This is a genomic window from Streptomyces sp. cf386 (assembly GCF_900103585.1).
Taxonomy (GTDB): domain Bacteria; phylum Actinomycetota; class Actinomycetes; order Streptomycetales; family Streptomycetaceae; genus Streptomyces.
Genome location: NZ_FNHV01000011.1, coordinates 45,648 through 63,800, shown reverse-complemented (window position 1 = coordinate 63,800; position 18,153 = coordinate 45,648). Strand labels below are relative to the sequence as shown.

Below are 18,153 nucleotides of genomic sequence, written 5' to 3'. Positions count from 1 at the left end.
TATGCGCGGTGTGCTGATCCCGCGCTACACCGTCGGAGCCGCCCCCGCCCCATTGTGCTCGTCGTCCTCCGGCAGCTTGCACACGCGTTCCAGGAAGATGGCTGCCGCTATCACTCCGATGCCGGCCAGGACCGAGAAGCCGGCGTAGATGGCCTGGTCGCGGCGGGCGGGGATGTCGAGGGACTCCAGGAGGAAGACGCCGGTGCCGCCGTACATGCCGGCCACCAGGGCGGCGACCAGGGCGCTGGCGTGGCCGAAGACGACCGCGCGGGCGGCCATCAGGGGGTCGACGCCCTTGGCCTCGGGGCGGCGTTCGCGCTGGGCCTTGAGGCGGGCGCGGATCGAGATCGCCGTGGCCAGGAGGACCACGGCGATCAGGGCGAGGACGATGGGGGCGGCCAGGGGGACGCTGGGCAGGGTCCCGACGGAGTTCCACAGGCGGGCGCCCGCCCAGGACAGGACTCCGGCGACGATGAACACACCGGCCAGCATCCTGATGCGCAGCTCTCTCACGGCGTCCCTTCAACTCCCCCGAGTACCCACGGAATGTGTCGTCTTGACCTTAACGACTATTCGGGCAGCTGGAGTTCCAGGTCCGGCCGGGTTACGACACCTTCGCGAGTGATGCCGGACAGCAGGTCGGCCACCGGGCCGCGGCCCGGAAGCTGTGCCTGCGGATCGACGTCATGCCAGGGGGCGAGGACGAAGGCACGCTCATGGGCGCGCGGGTGGGGGAGGGTGAGGGTCGGGTCGTCGGAGACGACGTCGGCGTACGCGACGATGTCGACGTCGAGAGTGCGTGCGCCCCAGCGCTCGTCCCGTACGCGGTGGAAAGCCTCCTCGACCGCGTGGGCCCGCTCCAGCAGGGAGGACGGGGGGAGCGTGGTCTTGAGGACCACGACCGCGTTGAAGTAGGACGGCTGGCTTCCCGGCTCCACGCCCCACGGCTCCGTCTCGTACACGGGCGATACGGCCTTGATGCGGACGCCCGGGGTGTCCTCCAGCGCGTCGATGGCGCCCTGGAGCGTCTCCAGCCGGTTCCCCAGGTTGGAGCCGAGGGAGATCACGGCCCGTTTGGGGTTGCTGAGGGTGGTGTCGGCGGCGTCGACCTGTTCGACGACGGAGGCGGGTACCGGCTGTACGGTCGGGTCGCTGTGACCCTCGGTGAAGGACGCGGTCATACTCGGCTCCGGGTGATGGTGACGGTCACGTCGTCGAAGGGGACCGTGATCGGCGCGTCCGGCTTGTGGACGGTGACCTCGGCCTCCTGGACCCCTTCGTGCTTCAGACAGGCCTGGGCGATGCGCTCGGCGAGCGTCTCGATGAGGTTGACCGGTTCGCCCTCGACGACGGCCACGACCTCCTCCGCCACGATGCCGTAGTGCACGGTTTTCGCCAGGTCGTCGTCGGCGGCGGCGGGCCGGGTGTCCAGGCCGAGGACGAGGTCCACGACGAAGGTCTGGCCCTCCCTGCGTTCCTCGGGGAACACACCGTGGTACCCGCGGGCCTTCAGGCCGCGCAGCGCGACACGATCCACGCGAATCACTCCTGCAATCGTCGGTGACGGCCGGTCGCTGCCGCGTGCGGGCGGCACACCGGCCTCGAACGAATCTACCTGCGGGCACTGACAGGGCCGGGCCACTGGGGCGTGGGTCCGGTCCGGGGCCAGGAGGATTCATCGCTTGTTTCCCCTGGGGAATCCGGTGGCTCACGGGTTGGTAGCCGCGCCTACCCGCAGACGCGTGATTCCAACCACTTCTTGGTCCCGGCGGGGCCAGGCGGACCACCTTGCGGGTGGCTCCAGGGTGTCGCCTCCAGGGGGCGCCTACCCACTCAGGAGGCGTTGCCGTCGCCCTCTGCCTCGTCGTTTTCGGCCAGAACCGGGGAGGCGTGGTGCGACCAGAGCTTCCAGCCGTCGGGTGTGCGGCGGAACACGTTCGTGGCGACCACGAGCTGGCCCACGAGCGGGCCGAGCTCCTCGCCGCCCTCGGGGGCGGGGCCGCCGCTGAGGATGTTCTCGGTGCAGGTCACCAGGGCGGTGTCGCCGGTGACGGAGACGTGCACGTCGGTGAGGAAGAACTGGATGTAGTCGGTGTTCGCCATGATCAGGGCGTACGACCGGAGGACCTCGCCGCGTCCGGTGAGTACCGGCCAGCCGGGGTGCACGCAGGAGATCACGCCGCTGTCGGCGGGGTCGTGGTACTCCTCGTCGACGCCCAGGTCGGCCGGGGTGAGCCAGAGCGAGGAGAGCTCCTCGAAGTCGCCGCGCTCCATGGCCTCGTAGAAGGCGCTGTTGGCGGCTTCCACCTGCTCGACATCGGTGTGGGGGGCGCTCACCGGGCTCCTTCAGCGCTGTTCGCGCTGGGCGCGTTCTCCGCGGCGCGTGCCTCTTCGATGGCGCGTGAGACGCGTACGGCGTCCGCCGTGGCGCGCACCTCGTGCACGCGCACTGCCCATGCGCCGGCGTGCGCCGCGAGCGCCGATACGGCGGCCGTGGCGGCGTCGCGCTCGCGCGCGGGCGGCGGCGCGCCTTCCGGGCCGGCGAGGACGCGGCCGAGGAACCGCTTGCGGGAGGCGGCGACGAGAAGGGGGTGGCCGAGGCCGATCAGGCGGTCGAGGTGGGCGAGGAGGACGAGGTCGTGCTCGGCGTCCTTGGAGAAGCCGAGGCCGGGGTCGATGACGATGCGGTCGGGGGCGATGCCGCCGGCCAGGACGGCGTCCACGCGCGCGCGGAGTTCGTCGGCGACTTCGGCGACGACGTCGTCGTACGTCCCCTGGACGTTCCCGCCCTGGAGGAAGCCGCGCCAGTGCATGACGACGAAGGGGGCGCCGGCGTCGGCGACGACCGGGATCATCGCGGGGTCGGCGAGGCCGCCGCTGACGTCGTTGACGAGGGCGGCGCCGGCGGCGAGGGCCTGCTCGGCGACAGAGGCGCGCATGGTGTCGACGGAGACCGTGACGCCCTCGGCGGCGAGGCCGCGGACGACCGGGATGACGCGGCGCAGTTCCTCGTCCTGGTCGACCCGGGTGGCGCCGGGGCGGGTGGACTCACCGCCGACGTCGACCAGGTCGGCGCCCTCGTCGACGAGGGCGAGGCCGTGCTTGACGGCGGACGTCGTGTCGAACCAGCGGCCGCCGTCGGAGAAGGAATCGGGAGTCACGTTGACGACTCCCATGACCGCGCACCGGTCCCACTCCGGAAGTCCCGCGACGCGCCCGCGTCCGCTCTGCTTGCTCATACGTTCAGCGTAGGCCCAAGCAGGGGACGGGACGTGGGGTGGTCCGGGCGAAGCCGGGGGGCCTGCGTCGAGGCCTTGGGGGTGGGCGTGTGCTGTGGCCCGAGCGGAAGCCCAGGTGTGGGGGGGCGTGGGCTTCCGCTCGGGCCTGTTCCGGGAGGGCCGCGCTATGCCGCGCGGACCTCCCGCTCCGCCACCTGGTGGGGGCAGGGGCGCGCAGTGGTCGTCCGGCGGCGCAGGAAGCGCGGCAGGGGTACGGCCAGGTTCACGAAGCCCTCCGCCTGCATCGCGGCGAAGCCGAGGCGGGGCAGGTCGGCGGAGGCGCGGTAGACGACGAAGCGGGGCTCCCAGCGGGGCTGGAACTTGGCGTTGAACTTGTACAGGGACTCGATCTGGAACCAGCGGGAGAGGAAGACGAGAAGGCCCCGCCAGGCGCGCAGTACCGGGCCCGCGCCGATCTTCTCGCCGCGTGCCAGTGCCGAGCGGAACATGGCGAAGTTGAGCGACACGCGCGCGATGCCGAACTTCGGGGCGGCCTGGAGGGCGGCCACGATGAGCAGTTCGTTCATGCCGGGGTCCGCCGAGCGGTCGCGGCGCATCAGGTCCAGCGAGACCCCGTCCGTGCCCCACGGCACGAAGTGGAGGATCGCCTTGAGGTCGCCGTACGGGCCGGGCTGCTCGTCGGCCTTGTGGGCGGTGGCGATGAGGCAGTCGCCGTCGGACGGGTCGCCGACGCGGCCCAGCGCCATGGAGAAGCCGCGCTCGGTGTCGGTGCCGCGCCAGTCCTCGGCGGCCTCCCGGATCCGCGCCAGCTCGGTCTCGCCGAGGTCACGGACGCGCCGTACCCGGGTCTCGTAACCGGCGCGCTCGATGCGCTTGACCATCTGGCGTACGTTGCGCATCGCGCGGCCGGCGAGCGAGAAATCCGGGACGTCCACCACCGCCTCGTCGCCCAGTTCGAGGGCGTCGAGCCCGGTCTCGCGGGTCCATACCTCGGCACCGGTCTCGGAGCAGCCCATGACGGCCGGGGTCCAGGAGTGGGCCCTGGCCTCGTCCATGAAGCGCTCTATGGCGCCGGGCCAGGCCTCGACGTCGCCGATCGGGTCGCCGCTGGCGAGCATCACCCCGGAGACGACGCGATACGTCACCGCCGCCTTGCCGCTGGGGGAGAAGACGACGGCCTTGTCGCGGCGCAGCGCGAAGTGGCCGAGGGAGTCGCGGCCGCCGTGCTTCTCCAGCAGGGCGCGCAGGCGTACCTCGTCGTCCTCGGTGAGGCGTGCGGCGGGGTGCTCGGGGCGGAAGGCCAGGTAGATCGTGGTGACCGCGGTGATCCAGCCGAGCGCGCCGAGGGAGAAGGCGACCGTCCAGGAGGTGTTGCCCTGGTAGTCGACCGGGCCCTCGAAGCCGAACAGGCCGTACAGGACGTGGGTGATGCGGTCGGCCAGGCTCGGGTCGCCCATCAGGGTGTTCGGGTGGGCGCTGACGATGACCAGCCCGAGGGCGAGCGAACCGGCGCCCATCAGGACGAAGTTGGCCAGCGCGCGCCACCTGCTGCGCGGGTCGGGCAGCGCCGCGAACTGGTCGCGATGGCGCAGCAGCACGGTGAGCAGCGCGAGCGAGATGAGCACGCCGATGAGTGAGTGGCGGTACGTGAACTGCGCCACCGCTCCGGCCGGCAGCAGGACGACGGCGGCGCGCCAGGCCCGCCGCTTGTGGCGCTTGAGGCCGTGGGCGAGCAGCAGCAACAGCACGCCCGCGCTGAGCGACAGCGCGGCCGCGAACGGCCCGAATGATCCCGGCAGCACTTCGGCGATGGCATGCATACGGCTGTGCCGGAAGCGCGGGAAGACGCCCGCGGCGATGTTCAGCAGGCCCACCAGGGCGCAGGCCCTGCCGACGAGGACGGGAACGGCCTCGGGGCGCGGGCCGCGCAGCAGGTGTCGTACGCGGCTCGACAGATGTCCTGCCTGGCTCGATACCTGGCTTGATCGTTGAGGAACCTTGCCCGACATTTCCACATCTGTCCTGACAGACATCGCATCCCAGTGTTCCGCGAGAGACCTTGGATCCGGTGCCGATTCGGGCATCCGGCGACATTGCGCCCTCTAGGACGGTGTCTCAGGGGGAGAGGTTCACTCAGCTCCTCAAAACCGTTTCAAAGGCCAAGGAAAGTCCGGGGCAAGCCCTTGCGAAGGAGCGGGGGAGGCAGCGCGGGGAAACCGCGAACCGGGCGGAAAGTGCGGACAGGTAACCATCGATGGGTCTCACGAGCGACAAGGTGCTGGCGCTGGCGGTTGTGACCGCCGTCGGGCTGTTCGTCGGCACGGTGTGGCTGTGGCCACGGCTGGCGCGGCACGGCTGGCGGGCGGTGAGCGGACGCGTGGGCCTGTTGCTCTCCACGCAGTTGACGCTCTTCCTGGCGGTCGGCCTCGCCGCCAACCAGGCCTTCGGGTTCTACGCCAGCTGGGCCGATCTGTTCGGCCAGGAGAAAGACCAGGGCGTCGTCGTGGACCACACGCCGGAACGCGGGCCGCTCCGGGTCGTGGACACGCGGCGGGTTCCGGGGGCGGCGAGCTCCAGCCCGCGCATGGGCGGTCAGATCCAGCAGGTCGACATCCTGGGCCGGACGTCGCGCATCGCCACGCCCGCGTACGTCTATCTGCCGCCCGAGTATTTTCAGCCGGAGTTCCGCACGCGTACGTTCCCCGCGGCCGTCGTCCTCACCGGCTATCCGGGTACGGCGCAGGCGCTGGTGGACAAGCTCGACTATCCGCGTACGGCCGCGAGGCTGGCCGCTCAGGGCCGTATGGAACCGATGATCCTGGTGATGATGCGGCCCACCGTGGCGCCGCCGCGGGACACGGAGTGCGTGGACATTCCGGGGGGCCCGCAGACCGAGACGTTCTTCGCCTCGGATCTGCCCGAGGCTGTGACCGGCCACTACAGGGTGGGCGGCGGGCCCGGCAGTTGGGGCATCATCGGCGACTCGACCGGCGGCTACTGCGCGTTGAAGCTCGCCATGCACCATCCCCGGGCGTATGCCGCGGGGGCCGGGCTATCCGCCTACTACAACGCGCCCATCGACGCCACGACCGGCGATCTCTTCCAGGGCGACGAGGAACTGCGCAATCGCGCGAACCTGTGGTGGTACCTCAAGCACATGCCGGCCCCGGACACTTCACTGCTTGTCAGCAGCAGCAAAGTTGGAGAATCCAACTACAAGGACACACTGAAGTTCATTGAGCGCGTGAAGGCCACGAAGCTGACCCGCATCTCGTCGATCATCCTCGAAAGCGGCGGGCACAACTTCAACACCTGGCGGCGGGAGATTCCGGGGACGCTGGAGTGGATGAGCGGGCGGTTGAGTGGCGGTGGAGCGGCAGGTGAACGGGACTGGTGACATGCCCGTCGACATGGCCGTCGGCATGGCTGTCGGCGTGACCGGCGATGTGGCCGACGAGCCTTTGTGATCTTGGTTCTTGGTTAATTCGGTGTCGGATCTGATTCCCGATGCCGGATGAACGACTCGCGATGGCTGTCTTTTTACGGGGCGGGGCAACAAGATTCGCCTACGCGCGGTAAGTTTCTGGCCATGCCACGTGGACGTCACCGTCATTCCCCGCCCTTGCACAGGCTGCTGCCCCCGTCGGCGATCGCAGGCGTCTCCGTCGTCTGTGCCCTCGCGCCCTGGGTGTTCTCCGAGGCCATGGTGCTACGCGGCCTTGCGGCGGCCGCCGCGGCGACGGCGGTCGTCGGCGCGGTCGTCATGCGCCGCTGGGACACTCAGGCCGGCAAGCAGGTCGCCGACCTCACGCGCGCGCGTGCGAGCGACGAGTGGCGGTACGAGGAGCGGGTCGCCGAGCTGGAGACCGACCTCGACGAGTCGCGCGAGCTGCGCATGAAGCTGGAGCAGCGGCTGCGGGCCAAGCGGACGGAGCTCGCGGGCCTGCGCAACGAGCACGCGGCGCTGCTGCGGCGGTACGCCACGGCGGAGACCGAGCGGGCGAGCGTCCTGGAGGAGCGCCGGGTTCTGGAGATAGAGGCGACAACGCCCGCGCGCGCGTTGCCGCCGGCGCCGGTCGCCGCTTCTTCGGCGGAGGAAACAGGGGCTGTGGCTGCCCCTGCCGAGGCCGAGGCCGAGGTCGAGGGCGCGGAGACCGAGCCCGCCGAGGAGACAGCGGAGGCTCCGGCGGTCTTCTCGCCGGAGGGGTCCCGGCTGTTCCTGCGGGCCAAGGAGGCGCTGGCGCGGTTCGAGGGGGAGGAGGCCGCGGAGGACGGCGAGTCCTCGAAGGGCGGCGCGTCGGCGGAGGGCGGCGAGTCCACCAAGGACGAGTTCCCGAAGGACGAGCCTCCGAAGAACGACCCCCCGAAGGGCGACGGCCCGTCCAACGACGAGTCCGCGAAGGACGGTTCGGGCGCCACCGACGTGCAGGGCAGCGAGGCGCAGGCCGCCGAAACGCAGGCCACCGAGGCCGAGCACGTCGGCGGAGCCGAGAAGGAGCCCGCGCTGGAGGACGAAGCGCAGGGGAAGCCCGAGGCGGTCGACGGGCACGAGCGCGCGACCGCCGACACCACGGCAGGCGCCCTCACCAAGGCGGGCACCGTAGCCACGGCCACGCCGGTCGCCTCGGCCGAGCCGATGCCCGCAGCTGACGCGGTGGCCACGGCTGACGCCGTCGCCAAGGCCCGGCCCGCCCTGCCCGCGGCCGGTTCGGTCCCGTCGCAGCAGCCCGCGGGGCACTTCATCGCGCCGACCGCCGTGGCCTTCGTACCGGCGACGCCCGTACGGCGTCCGGCGATCCAGGGCGGCTTCGACTTCTTCGGCACCAAGCAGGGGGCGGCGGCGCCCTCCGCGCTGGAGTCCGTGCAGAACGAGGACCTCGCCGACGTCGTCGGCCAGGAGGCCCTCGCCCTCCACAAGGCCGAGTCCGAGGCCGAGTTCAAGCCGGCGGACGAGGAGTCCCGGGGGATCGGCCAGGTCATCGACCTGACCGCGCACGACGAGACGGAACAGATCGATGTGCAGGGACTGCGGAGCGCGGTTTCCTGACGACGGGGTGGGTGACGCCGGTCGGAGTCCTTCAGGGACGTGACCGGCCTCAGACCATCCACCGGTCCGGCCGGGCCCCCTTGCGTCCCGTGCGCGACCGCTCCGCCTGCGCCCGCAACAGCTCCGCGGCCTCCTGGGCGTCCCTCAGCCGGGCCGTCACGGTCTTGTTCGCCCCGGTGTCCACGTGGACGTCGGCGACGCCCCACAGGCGCTCCCAGGGGCCCTGAGTCAGCCGTACGCTCTGGACCTTCGCGTGCGGTACGAGCGCCAGGCTTCGGCTGAACAGGCCGCTGCCGGCGGCGAACACCGCGTCCGTGACGGCCAGGCCGTACCCCCGCCACCACAGCGGCATGCACCGGCCCGCCCGCCGAGGCGGACGCGACAGGGACGCGCGCGGGGGGACGATCACGCCGGGCAGCACGCGCGCGACGACCGATTCGGCGACCTCGCGCGGGGCGACCGGGAGCAGGACCGAGTTCGACGAGCCCGCCACGTCCAGTTCCACTCGCACCCACCCGCGCCGCCGCCACAGCAGCGGCTCGACGATCCGTACGGTCTGGACGCGGCCGGGCGGCACCGTCTCGTGCGCCCGGTCGAGCAGGCCGTGGTCGAGGCGCAGCCCGTCCGGCGACTCGCCCACCGTCCAGTCGTACTCGGAGACGAACCGCCCCACACTGCTCGCCCCCGCCGCGCCGAACAGCGGAAGGGCGGTCGCGAGGACCGTCCACGCGCTCTCGGTGAGCAGCCACAGGACGGTCGGTACGACGGCGGCGGCCGCCAGCGTTCCCCAGGTGGCGCCGGTCAGGAGGAGCGAGACGGCAAGAACGCCCGGCGGCACGCGCAGCAGCTGCTGGGACGGCGCCTCGCCCACCTCGTGCGCCGTCTCGGGCGCGAAACCGGCGGCGCGCGCGAGGAGTTCCGCGCGTAGCGCACGGGCCTCATCCGCGCCCAGGAAGGCGAGTTCGTCCTTCTTGTCCGTGCCTATGACGTCCAGTTTGAGCTTCGCCACGCCCGCCACGCGCGCGAGGAGCGGCTGGGTGACGTCGATGGCCTGGATGCGTTCCAGCCGGATGTGCGCGCTGCGCCGGAACACCAGGCCGGTCCGGATGCGCAGTTCCGTGTCGGTCACCGCGAAGTGCGTGAACCACCAGGTGAGAAAGCCGTACAGGGCGGCCGCGGGGACGAGTACGGCGAGCGCCAGCAGGAGCGTGGTGGTGGTCAGCCTCGTCAGATGGCGCTGGGCCTGGTCCGGGTCGTGCACCGCCCACCCGATCAGCACCGCGACCGGAGCCCACGCGCGCCTCAGCGGCGTCACGGGGTGCAGCCGTCGCTCGGTCAGGGGTCGCTGCGCGCGTACGGCGTCGTCGACGCCGGGCGTCGTCACAGGCCCGCCGATCGTGCCTCGCCCAGCTCGGTGAGCCGGTCCCGCAGCCGCTCGGCCTCGGCCGGGTCGAGGCCGGGGATGGTGGCGTCGGTGGCCGCCGCGGCGGTGTGCAGCTGCACGCTGGCCAGGCCGAAGTGCCGCTCGACGGGGCCCGAGGTGACCTCGACCAGCTGCATCCGGCCGTACGGCACCACCGTCTCCTCGCGCCACAGCACGCCCCGGCTGATCAGCAGGTCGTCGGCGCGCTCGGCGTAGCGCCACGAACGCCAGTTACGGCCGAGCATCACCCAGCCCCACGCCATCACCGCCGGCGGCAGCAGCGCGAAGGCCGTCCAGGCGGGCCCGGCGAGCAGGCCGAGCAGCAGGGCGAGCCCGACCGTCAGCAGCCCCAGCCACACCACCAGCAACAACCGTCGCATACGGAGCAGACCGGGTGGCAGACCGGTCCACCTCGGTTCGGCCTCCGTCGATTCGGCCCCCGCCTGCTCGGCCCCCGCTGTCCCCGTGTTCTCCGGGCTCCCCGTCTCCATGAGGCCAGCGTACGTAGGAGAGACTGTGTCCATGACTCCTACGACGGAGACCATGGTCGGTATCGGCGGCGCCGCGGAGAGCACCGACATGGTGCTCAACATCGGGCCCCAGCACCCGTCCACGCATGGCGTGCTGCGCCTCAAGCTCGTCCTGGACGGCGAGCGCATCCAGCACGCGGAGCCGGTGATCGGGTACATGCACCGCGGCGCGGAGAAGCTCTTCGAGGCCCGCGACTACCGGCAGATCATCATGCTCGCCAACCGCCACGACTGGCTGTCGGCGTTCTCCAACGAGCTGGGCGTCGTGCACGCCGTGGAGCGCATGCTCGGCATGGAGGTGCCGGAGCGGGCGGTCTGGACCCGGACGCTGCTCGCGGAGCTCAACCGGGTGCTCAACCACCTGATGTTCCTCGGGTCGTACCCGCTGGAGTTGGGCGGGATCACGCCGATCTTCTACGCCTTCTCGGAGCGCGAGGAACTCCAGCATGTGATGGAGGAGGTCTCCGGTGGGCGCATGCACTACATGTTCAACCGGGTGGGAGGCCTGAAGGAGGACCTGCCGGCCGGGTGGACCACACGCGCGCGTACCGCCGTCGCCGACGTGCGCTCGCGCATGGACCGGTTCGACGACCTGGTGCTCGGCAACGAGATCTTCCGGGGGCGCACGCGGGGCGTGGGCACCCTCGCGCCGGAGACCGTGCACGCCTACGGGGTGAGCGGGCCGATCGCGCGCGCCTCGGGCGTCGACTTCGATCTGCGCCGGGACGAGCCCTATCTCGCGTACGGCGAGCTGGCGGACGTCCTCAAGGTCGTGACGCGGGACGAGGGCGACTGCCTCGCCCGGTTCGAGTGCCTGCTGGAGCAGACCCACAACTCCCTCGACCTCGCCGACGCCTGCCTCGACCGCCTCGCCGAGCTGCCGCCCGGGCCGATCAACCAGCGGCTCCCGAAGGTGCTGAAGGCGCCCGAGGGGCACACGTACGCGTGGACCGAGAATCCGCTCGGCATCAACGGCTACTACCTCGTCAGCAAGGGGGAGAAGACCCCGTACCGGCTGAAGCTGCGCTCGGCGTCGTACAACAACATCCAGGTGCTGGTGGAGCTGCTGCCGGGGACGCTGATCGCGGACATGGTGGCGATTCTGGGGTCGATGTTCTTCGTGGTCGGGGACATCGACAAGTAGCGACTGATCGCTTCGTCAGTACGTCTCACTTCGCCAGTACGTCCGGAATTCCAACCGACTGCACCAGCCAGCCGAAGTCCCCGAGCCCGCCCGTAGCGGTGAGCTCGGCGGCCTCGCCCGCTGTCGCGAGGGCCCGTACGTACTCGGCCGGGCGCGTGGAGGCCAGCTCCAGTGGGGGGCGTTCGCCGGTGATGCCCAGGGCGCGCAACGCGTCGCGCTGTGAGAGCAGGCGTGTACCGGGCAGCGCGCACGCCGCCGCGCACGCGTCCAGCGCGACATGCGCCGTGATGTCGCACGAGCCGTCCGGCACGGGTGCCGTCTCGCGGCCCTCGCGGAAGCCGGTGAGCGTCCCGAAGGGTGGCCGCTGCCGCGCGGTGTGCGCGTAGTCCACGGCGACGGCGAGCCCTCGGTCCACCGCCGCGACCACGCTCGCCCAGGCCTCGTCCCGGGGCAGTCCGATCTCGGCCCGCAGCCCTTCGATTCCTTCCGGCCCTTCAAGGGCTTCCCCGCCCTGCGCCCCGTCCACGGCCCCCAGCGGCCACCACCGCGCCAGCCACTCCGCCTCGGCACCGGCGACCGGTTCCCCGAGGCGTTCGACCCCGTCCCGTCGTACGAGGACCAGGCGCGGTACGCCCCCGGAGTCCACCTCGGCGACCTCCACGGGGACGTTGTCCAGCCACTCGTTGGCGAAAAGCAGGCCCGTGATCCGTGGCGGCGGCTCGCGCAGCCACTCGATCCGGTGATCGAGGGTGTGCGGTCGGTCGGCGATCTCGACGGCGTACGCACGCGTGCGTGCCGCCACCTCGGCCGGGAGGGCGGCCAGTACGCCGGTGATCAGCTCACCCCGCCCCGCCGCCATGTCGACGAGGTCGAGCGAGGCGGGCCGGCCCAGGGCTTCGTCGACCCGGCACAGCAGCCGGGCCACGGCACCGGCGAAGAGAGGCGACGCGTGCACGGACGTACGGAAGTGGCCGGCCGGTCCCTCGGGCCGCCGGTAGAAGCCGCCCGGCCCGTACAGGGCGGATTCCGCCGCCGCCCGCCACCCGCGCCACTCGCCCGCCGCCTCTGCCGTCACCGGCCCAGGCTAGGGCAGGTCCTAAGCGCACAGGAGAACGCAGCCTCCACCTTGCGGAGTACGCGCGCCCGGTGCGGATCGGCCCTCCGGTTGACCCCTGCACGCATCTCGCTTCCCTACGCTGGGTTACGTGCAGCGCCTCTATGACTTTCTCCGCAGGCACCCGACATGGGTCGACAGCTTCTGGGCCGTCATCCTTTTCGGGATCTCCGCGGTCACCGTGGCCGTCCGGGACGAGGGCGGACAGAACCCTCCGGGCACGGACTCAGAGGCGGCCATCATCGTGGTGGTCCTCCTGTTGTGCCTGGTCATCGCGTTGCGCCGGCGTATGCCGGAGAAAATGCTGCTACTGGCCGCCGGTGTGGGACTGGCGCAGCTGGCGCTGAACGTGGCGACGACACCCGCCAACTTCGCCTTCCTGGTGATCACCTACACCGTCGCCGCGACCGGCGCCCGCTGGGCCTCCCGGCTCGCGCTGGGCGCCGGCCTGTGCGCGGCGCCGCTGGCACAGCTGCGCTGGCCGGAGCGGGACTCCAGCGTCCTGGGCAACATCGCCCTGATGATCTTCCTGACGGTGCCGTTCGCGCTCGCCTGGGTGCTCGGCGACTCGATCCGCACGCGCCGCGCCTACTACGAGCAGCTGGAGGAGCGCGCGACCCGGCTCGAAAAGGAGCGCGAGGCGCAGGCCAAGGTCGCGGTCGCCGCCGAGCGCGCCCGGATCGCGCGCGAGTTGCACGATGTGGTCGCGCACAACGTCTCCGTGATGGTGGTGCAGGCCGACGGCGCCGCCTACGTCCTCGACGCCGCGCCCGACCAGGCCAAGAAGGCCCTGGAGACCATCTCCTCCACCGGCCGCCAGGCCCTCGCCGAGATGCGCCGTCTGCTCGGGGTGCTGCGCACCGGCGAGCACCAGGAGGGCGGCGAGTACGTCCCGCAGCCCGACGTCGAGCAGATCGACGAGCTCATCCAGCAGTGCCGCACCTCCGGCCTCCCGGTCGACTTCAAGGTCGAGGGCACCCCGCGCCCGCTGCCCAGCGGCGTCGAGCTGACGGCGTACCGCATCGTGCAGGAGGCGCTCACCAACACGCGCAAGCACGGCGGGCCCAACACGGGCGCGAGCGTGCGCCTGGTCTACTTCGACGACGGCCTCGGCCTGCTCGTCGAGGACGACGGCAAGGGTGCCCCGCACGAGCTGTACGAGGAGGGCGGTGCCGACGGCCAGGGGCACGGTCTGATCGGCATGCGCGAGCGGGTCGGCATGGTCGGCGGCACCCTGGACGCGGGGCCGCGTCCGGGCGGAGGATTCCGGATCAGCGCGCTGCTGCCGCTCAAACCCGCACACTGACGCCTGCGCACGCCCTTTGTTGACACCTGTAACGCCCCTGTAGAACCCCCTTGTAGACGGATACGGAAGACACGGAAGAGGACCCCGATGACGATCCGCGTGATGCTCGTCGACGACCAGGTGCTGCTGCGCACCGGGTTCCGGATGGTGCTTGCCGCCCAGCCGGACATGGAGGTCGTCGCGGAGGCGGGCGACGGCGTCGAGGCCCTCCAGGTGCTGCGGGAGACCCCCGTCGACGTGGTCCTGATGGACGTACGCATGCCGAAGCTCGACGGCGTGGAGACCACCCGTCGTATCTGCCAGGAGGCCAACCCGCCGAAGGTGCTGATCCTGACCACCTTCGACCTCGACGAGTACGCCTTCTCCGGGCTGAAGGCGGGCGCCTCCGGCTTCATGCTCAAGGACGTGCCGCCCGGTGAGCTCCTCGCCGCCATCCGCTCGGTGCACAGCGGCGACGCGGTGGTGGCCCCCTCGACGACCCGGCGCCTGCTGGACCGGTTCGCGCCGATGCTGCCCTCCACCGGCAAGGAGGCGCAGCACAAGGAGCTGGAGCGGCTCACCGACCGCGAGCGCGAGGTCATGGTGCTGGTCGCGCAGGGCCTGTCCAACGGCGAGATCGCGGCCCGGCTGGTCCTGTCCGAGGCGACCGTGAAGACCCACGTGGGCCGCATCCTGACCAAGCTGGGGCTCAGGGACCGGGTGCAGGTGGTGGTCCTGGCGTACGAGACGGGTCTGGTGCGGGCCGGCGGGCACGGCTGACGCACAGCGGGCGTGACCCCGCGTTCATCGGTGCCCACTAGGGTCTGCGCATGCTCCTGTGGATCAACGGCCCTTTCGGGGGCGGCAAGACGCAGACCGCGTACGAGATCCAGCGCCGCCTGCCCGGCAGCGTGGTCTGCGATCCCGAGCACGCCGGCTTCGGGCTGCGGCGGATGCTGCCGCCCGAACTGCGGGGAGACTTCCAGGACTTGGCGTCCTGGCGGCAGGGCGTAGTCGAGGTCCTCGACCTCGCGCTGACCAAGCACGAGGGCGTGGTGATCACCCCCATGACGGTCACGAACGCCGGCTACTTCGAGGAGACCGTGGGCCGCCTGCGCGAACTCGGCCACGACGTACGGCACTTCACCCTCCTCGCGGAGCGCGAGACGGTCCTGCGGCGGCTTCGGGAGCGCGGCTTCGGGCACCTCCTTCCGTTCGCCGCACGGAAGAACTCCGGTCTGCGCCACGAGAGCTGGGCCGTGCAGCAGCTCGACCACTGCCTGGAGCGGCTGCGCGAGCCGGAGTTCGCCGAGCATCTGTGGACGGACCACTCGACCGTGCCGAAGACGGCGGACCGGATCGCCGTCCTGGCCGGGCTGCGGTTGCGGCCGAACAACGAGGGCGCGCTGCGGACACGGCTGCGGCAGGCGGGGGTCGGGGTCAGGCACATCCGGTTCGACTGAGCCGGGGTTCGGGCCGGCGTAACCGCCTCGACCGAGCCGGGATGCTCAGCGCAGGATCCCTTCCAGGAAGTCGCTGCCCAGCCGGGCCACCACCGTCACGTCCAGCTGGTGCAGGACGTACCGCCCGCGGCGGCGTGTGGTGATCAGGCCCGCCTTCTTCAGGACGCCCAGGTGCCGGGATATCTCCGGCGCCGTCATGCCGTGTGCCTGCGCCAGTTCGCCCGTGGTGTACGCGCTGCGGGCGAGGTTGCGGCAGATGCGCATCCGTACGGGGTGGGAGAGCGCGGTCATCCGCAGGGCCAGCTGCTCGACCGTGGGCGGGGTGGCGAACTCGGGGGAGCCGACCGGGTAGTGCAGCACCGGCTGCCAGGCGTAGCGGTGCAGGACCATCAGGTGGGGCCAGCCCAGGCTCGTCGGGACGAGGAGGAGGCCGCCGTCGCCCACGGCCGTGTGGCCCTCGCCCAGCTTGTCGATCGTGATCCGCGCGGACCTCTCGTCGAGGGTCACGGCCGGGGACACCGCGGCCAGCGCCTCCGCGAGGCCCTTGTGCCGTAGAAGGTCCGTCTTGTGGCGGGCGTCCGTCGCGAGCTGGTGGCGCAGCCGGGACCAGGTCTCCGCGAAGAACGCCTCGTCGCAGTCCTGGAGGAACTGCCGCAGCCAGGCCCGGATCCGCGGCGGATCGAACAGCAGCCGCTCGCTGAACCGCATCTGCTGCGGCCCGCGCGCGGCGGCGAGGTCCAGGGCGCGCCGCCGCACCTCGGCGTCGGAGAGCGCGTCGGGCCCGCGCGTGCTGTACGGCAGGGCGCAGGTGAACTCCAGGGCCGCGTCCACGAACTGCTCGTCCGTCAGCTTGTCCAGCTGGTCCAGCTCCTCCGCCAGCGTGGCGCCCGGGAGGGTGCTGCGGCCCGGGAGGCCGGCGAAGGGCAGGAAGAGATCCGAGAACGTCGACCGCCACAGGAAGTCGGCCTCGCACATCCGGTCGGCCAGGTGGGAGTCCATCCGGGCCGTCACGCTCGTCACCCAGCCCTGCAGGCCCGGGTGGTGCCCCGGCTCCGACAGCGCGTGCAGCGCCATGCCGAGCTCGGCCAGGGGCGAGGGCACGACGGCGAGCCTCTCCGGCCGCAGCCCCGCGATGTCGATGGTCACGCTCATGCCCTCATGGTGCACCCCGCCACTGACAACGCGGCCGTCGATTGACGGCGGCCGTCAATCGACGCGACGTGGCCGCCGTCCGGGGGCGAGCCTGGCATCACCGGGGCAGCCGCGGAGCCCGATCCCTCTTCACGTCATGTCTCCTACGTCCCGAGAAGGCGATACGCCATGAGCATCACGCAGCACTACCTCCTCGACACCTACCGTGCCCAGCAACACGGCGAGCCCGCCCCGCCCGCGCCCGGCGCCCATGACTGGCAGGTCGCGCGCGAGTGGCGCGACCACCGGCAGTTCCGGGCGGTCGTCGCCGGACGCCCGGCCCGAGGGCGGATACGCCAGGCCCTGGGCCGGTGGCTGCGGCAATGGGCCCGCTCTACCTGCTGACCTCCTCGGTCAGCCGGGCCACGAACTCCGCGACGGCCGCTCTCACGTCGCCCGCCGTCCACTCCAGGCCGGCGGCGCGGACGGAGACCTCGGTGCAGGCCACCCCCGGGCCCTTCTGGTCCCAGGCGCCCGCGAACAGGCCCGTCTTCGTCTCCTCCGCCTGCCGGATCGCGGCCTCGGAGAGGACGTCGACGTCGTACGGCAGCCAGAGCTGGAACTCGTGCGTGTGCGGCACCTCGGGGTGGACGCGCACCCACGGCAGGCCGGCCGCGGCGAACCCTTCGCGCAGCGCGGCGGCCACCACGCGCGCGTGGGCCACGTACTCCGGCAGCCGGGGCAGCTCCCGCTCCAGGCCGACCAGGGCCGACAGCGCCGTGGGGAACTGCTGGAACACCATGCCGCCGTAGCGGTGCCGCCAGACCTTCGCCTCCTCCACCAGTGTCCGCGGACCGGCGAGCGCGGCGCCCCCGTATCCGCGCAGGGACTTGTAGAACGACACGTAGACGCTGTCCGCCAGGCCCGCGATCTCGTCCAGCGGGCGGCCGAAGTGGACGGTGGACTCCCACAGGCGCGCGCCGTCGAAGTGCACCACCGCGTCGCGCTCCCGCGCTGCGTCCACCACCTCGACGAGCTCGTTCCAGGAAGGCAGCAGGAATCCGGCGTCGCGCAGGGGAAGTTCCAGCACCAGTGCCCCGAAGGGCTCCTCGAAGTCGCGGACCTCGGCGGCGGTCGGCTGCCTCGGCTCGCTCGTCAGCCGGGCCGGGCGCAATCCGCTGACCTGGCTGAACGCGTTCCGCTCATGCACCTCGGGGTGAGCCAGTCCATGGAGGGCGACGGTCGGGTCGCCGGTGCGGCCGGCCCAGCAGCGCAGGGCGACCTGCTGGGCCATCGTGCCCGTCGGGAAGAACGCGGCGGCCTCCTTGCCGAGCAGCGCCGCGGTCTTCTCCTCCAGGGCCTCGACGACGCCGTTGCCATAGACGTCCGGCCGTTCGTCGAGGTCGTACACGTCCGGCGCCGCCTCCAGGAGCGCGAGGCGCTCGCGGAGCGTGCCAAGGAAGTCGAGGCGCGAGAGGACGCGCTCCGCGCTGCGGAATGCGCCTATGCGCCGCTCAAAGCGTTGCTTGCGCCGTTCGTCGTCGGTGATCTGCGTGCTCTGCTGTGTGCCCTGCTCCGCCGTATCGCTCATGCCCCGGATCATCCCGCCCGGCCACCCGCGCGGGCACCCGAGTTTCGACCGCCGCCCTCACCCGACCGCGCGCGCGAGGGCGTGGGGAAACCCACAGCCTGTGGACAACCGAACGCCTCTCGAACCAATCGCGTTAACATGACGAGAAATCGTCCGGTACCCGGAGCGGACTGGAACGGGAAGGCC

18 protein-coding genes are annotated in these 18,153 nt (G+C 71.6%); 7 read left to right on the top strand and 11 right to left on the bottom strand.

The window, feature by feature from the left end:
• Nucleotides 1-24: 24 nt before the first annotated feature.
• The 6 genes from BLU79_RS27200 to BLU79_RS27175 form a co-directional block, all read right to left on the bottom strand.
• Nucleotides 25-513 (bottom strand): DUF3180 domain-containing protein, encoded by a 489-nt coding sequence (locus BLU79_RS27200; RefSeq protein ID WP_093908558.1) that lies wholly within the window; start codon nt 511-513, stop codon nt 25-27.
• A 56-nt stretch (nt 514-569) separates the two neighbouring features.
• Nucleotides 570-1,181, bottom strand: a complete 612-nt coding sequence (gene folK / locus BLU79_RS27195; RefSeq protein WP_093908557.1) for a 2-amino-4-hydroxy-6-hydroxymethyldihydropteridine diphosphokinase — start codon at nt 1,179-1,181, stop codon at nt 570-572.
• Nucleotides 1,178-1,537 carry a dihydroneopterin aldolase gene (gene folB, locus BLU79_RS27190; protein ID WP_093908556.1) on the bottom strand — a complete coding sequence of 120 codons (360 nt, stop codon included), beginning with the start codon at nt 1,535-1,537 and terminating at the stop codon, nt 1,178-1,180. The genes folK and folB overlap by 4 nt, the downstream gene beginning before the upstream one ends.
• A 296-nt stretch (nt 1,538-1,833) precedes the next feature.
• Complete coding sequence (locus tag BLU79_RS27185) at nt 1,834-2,337, bottom strand: nuclear transport factor 2 family protein (protein WP_093908555.1); 504 nt, start codon at nt 2,335-2,337, stop codon at nt 1,834-1,836.
• Nucleotides 2,334-3,239 (bottom strand): dihydropteroate synthase, encoded by a 906-nt coding sequence (gene folP, locus BLU79_RS27180; protein ID WP_093908554.1) that lies wholly within the window; start codon nt 3,237-3,239, stop codon nt 2,334-2,336. The genes BLU79_RS27185 and folP overlap by 4 nt, the downstream gene beginning before the upstream one ends.
• Before the next feature lie 164 nt (nt 3,240-3,403).
• The gene (locus tag BLU79_RS27175) at nt 3,404-5,248 is read right to left on the bottom strand and encodes a phosphatidylglycerol lysyltransferase domain-containing protein (protein ID WP_093908553.1); all 1,845 of its coding nucleotides are present in this window, start codon (nt 5,246-5,248) and stop codon (nt 3,404-3,406) included.
• 245 nt (nt 5,249-5,493) lie between these two features.
• Here BLU79_RS27175 and BLU79_RS27170 point away from each other — a divergent pair, with 245 nt between their 5' ends.
• A complete protein-coding gene (locus BLU79_RS27170) occupies nt 5,494-6,636 on the top strand; it encodes an alpha/beta hydrolase (protein ID WP_093908552.1) in 1,143 nt (380 codons plus the stop codon).
• Between the two features lie 192 nt (nt 6,637-6,828).
• Entirely contained in the window at nt 6,829-8,286 is a 1,458-nt protein-coding gene (locus tag BLU79_RS27165) for a coiled-coil domain-containing protein (protein ID WP_093908551.1), read from the top strand.
• Between the two features lie 49 nt (nt 8,287-8,335).
• Here BLU79_RS27165 and BLU79_RS27160 read toward each other — a convergent pair whose 3' ends face one another.
• Both BLU79_RS27160 and BLU79_RS27155 read right to left on the bottom strand, forming a co-directional pair.
• Nucleotides 8,336-9,670, bottom strand: a complete 1,335-nt coding sequence (locus tag BLU79_RS27160; protein WP_093908550.1) for a PH domain-containing protein — start codon at nt 9,668-9,670, stop codon at nt 8,336-8,338.
• The gene (locus BLU79_RS27155) at nt 9,667-10,200 is read right to left on the bottom strand and encodes a PH domain-containing protein (RefSeq protein ID WP_093908549.1); all 534 of its coding nucleotides are present in this window, start codon (nt 10,198-10,200) and stop codon (nt 9,667-9,669) included. The genes BLU79_RS27160 and BLU79_RS27155 overlap by 4 nt, the downstream gene beginning before the upstream one ends.
• 31 nt (nt 10,201-10,231) lie before the next feature.
• Between BLU79_RS27155 and BLU79_RS27150 the strand changes: the two genes are divergently transcribed.
• The gene (locus tag BLU79_RS27150) at nt 10,232-11,383 is read left to right on the top strand and encodes an NADH-quinone oxidoreductase subunit D (RefSeq protein ID WP_093908548.1); all 1,152 of its coding nucleotides are present in this window, start codon (nt 10,232-10,234) and stop codon (nt 11,381-11,383) included.
• 25 nt (nt 11,384-11,408) lie between these two features.
• Here BLU79_RS27150 and BLU79_RS27145 read toward each other — a convergent pair whose 3' ends face one another.
• On the bottom strand, nt 11,409-12,458 hold the full coding sequence (locus tag BLU79_RS27145; protein ID WP_093908547.1) for an SAM-dependent methyltransferase: 1,050 nt from the start codon (nt 12,456-12,458) through the stop codon (nt 11,409-11,411).
• A gap of 130 nt (nt 12,459-12,588) precedes the next feature.
• Between BLU79_RS27145 and BLU79_RS27140 the strand changes: the two genes are divergently transcribed.
• The 3 genes from BLU79_RS27140 (at nt 12,589) to BLU79_RS27130 (ending at nt 15,245) form a co-directional block, all read left to right on the top strand.
• Nucleotides 12,589-13,803 (top strand): sensor histidine kinase, encoded by a 1,215-nt coding sequence (locus BLU79_RS27140; RefSeq protein ID WP_093908546.1) that lies wholly within the window; start codon nt 12,589-12,591, stop codon nt 13,801-13,803.
• Between the two features lie 87 nt (nt 13,804-13,890).
• On the top strand, nt 13,891-14,562 hold the full coding sequence (locus tag BLU79_RS27135) for a response regulator transcription factor (protein WP_093908545.1): 672 nt from the start codon (nt 13,891-13,893) through the stop codon (nt 14,560-14,562).
• A gap of 50 nt (nt 14,563-14,612) precedes the next feature.
• Nucleotides 14,613-15,245 (top strand): AAA family ATPase, encoded by a 633-nt coding sequence (locus BLU79_RS27130; protein ID WP_093908544.1) that lies wholly within the window; start codon nt 14,613-14,615, stop codon nt 15,243-15,245.
• A 45-nt stretch (nt 15,246-15,290) separates the two neighbouring features.
• Here the strand turns inward: BLU79_RS27130 and BLU79_RS27125 are convergent, their stop codons facing one another.
• On the bottom strand, nt 15,291-16,397 hold the full coding sequence (locus tag BLU79_RS27125; RefSeq protein ID WP_093908543.1) for a DUF5937 family protein: 1,107 nt from the start codon (nt 16,395-16,397) through the stop codon (nt 15,291-15,293).
• A 168-nt stretch (nt 16,398-16,565) separates the two neighbouring features.
• Between BLU79_RS27125 and BLU79_RS27120 the strand changes: the two genes are divergently transcribed.
• The gene (locus BLU79_RS27120) at nt 16,566-16,781 is read left to right on the top strand and encodes a hypothetical protein (RefSeq protein WP_093908542.1); all 216 of its coding nucleotides are present in this window, start codon (nt 16,566-16,568) and stop codon (nt 16,779-16,781) included.
• Here BLU79_RS27120 and BLU79_RS27115 read toward each other — a convergent pair.
• Nucleotides 16,771-17,967, bottom strand: coding sequence for a threonine aldolase family protein (locus BLU79_RS27115; protein WP_093908541.1), 1,197 nt, complete (start codon nt 17,965-17,967; stop codon nt 16,771-16,773). The two genes, BLU79_RS27120 and BLU79_RS27115, sit on opposite strands and share 11 nt — an antisense overlap.
• Nucleotides 17,968-18,153: the final 186 nt, after the last annotated feature.

What these genes read in the sequence shown, in the direction of transcription:
- folK (WP_093908557.1), bottom strand. Translation starts at nt 1,181, where the DNA reads ATGACCGCGTCCTTCACCGAGGGTCACAGCGACCCGACCGTACAGCCG.
- folP (WP_093908554.1), bottom strand. Translation starts at nt 3,239, where the DNA reads ATGAGCAAGCAGAGCGGACGCGGGCGCGTCGCGGGACTTCCGGAGTGG.
- BLU79_RS27175 (WP_093908553.1), bottom strand. Translation starts at nt 5,248, where the DNA reads ATGTCGGGCAAGGTTCCTCAACGATCAAGCCAGGTATCGAGCCAGGCA.
- BLU79_RS27170 (WP_093908552.1), top strand. Translation starts at nt 5,494, where the DNA reads ATGGGTCTCACGAGCGACAAGGTGCTGGCGCTGGCGGTTGTGACCGCC.
- BLU79_RS27165 (WP_093908551.1), top strand. Translation starts at nt 6,829, where the DNA reads ATGCCACGTGGACGTCACCGTCATTCCCCGCCCTTGCACAGGCTGCTG.
- BLU79_RS27155 (WP_093908549.1), bottom strand. Translation starts at nt 10,200, where the DNA reads ATGGAGACGGGGAGCCCGGAGAACACGGGGACAGCGGGGGCCGAGCAG.
- BLU79_RS27150 (WP_093908548.1), top strand. Translation starts at nt 10,232, where the DNA reads ATGACTCCTACGACGGAGACCATGGTCGGTATCGGCGGCGCCGCGGAG.
- BLU79_RS27135 (WP_093908545.1), top strand. Translation starts at nt 13,891, where the DNA reads ATGACGATCCGCGTGATGCTCGTCGACGACCAGGTGCTGCTGCGCACC.
- BLU79_RS27130 (WP_093908544.1), top strand. Translation starts at nt 14,613, where the DNA reads ATGCTCCTGTGGATCAACGGCCCTTTCGGGGGCGGCAAGACGCAGACC.
- BLU79_RS27125 (WP_093908543.1), bottom strand. Translation starts at nt 16,397, where the DNA reads ATGAGCGTGACCATCGACATCGCGGGGCTGCGGCCGGAGAGGCTCGCC.
- BLU79_RS27120 (WP_093908542.1), top strand. Translation starts at nt 16,566, where the DNA reads ATGAGCATCACGCAGCACTACCTCCTCGACACCTACCGTGCCCAGCAA.
- BLU79_RS27115 (WP_093908541.1), bottom strand. Translation starts at nt 17,967, where the DNA reads ATGAGCGATACGGCGGAGCAGGGCACACAGCAGAGCACGCAGATCACC.